The sequence below is a fragment of the Thermoactinomyces sp. DSM 45891 genome, from assembly GCF_900119485.1.
Classification (GTDB): domain Bacteria; phylum Bacillota; class Bacilli; order Thermoactinomycetales; family Thermoactinomycetaceae; genus Baia.
On record NZ_FPJZ01000002.1, the window covers coordinates 5042 to 5361 of the forward strand.

The 320-nt window shown below is 66.9% G+C and carries 1 pseudogene; it reads left to right on the plus strand.

Features of this window, described 5'->3' with window-relative positions:
- Positions 1-320: pseudogene (locus tag BT147_RS15720) on the plus strand (hypothetical protein); the annotation flags it as partial.

Below are 320 nucleotides of genomic sequence, written 5' to 3' on the forward strand. Positions count from 1 at the left end.
CAAGGCGCTGGAACTCCCGGTAGCACGGGGCCTCAGGGCAACACAGGACCCCAGGGAGACACAGGACCTCAAGGCGCTGGGGCTCCAGGCAGCACGGGGCCTCAAGGCGACATCGGGCCTCAAGGGGATACAGGGCCTCAAGGCGCTGGGGCTCCGGGCACTACAGGACCTCAAGGCGACATCGGGCCCCAAGGGAGCACAGGGCCCCAGGGTATTACAGGACCTCAAGGCGCTGGGACTCCGGGCACTACAGGACCTCAAGGTGACATCGGGCCTCAAGGGAACACGGGGCCTCAAGGCAGCACAGGACCTCAGGGCGA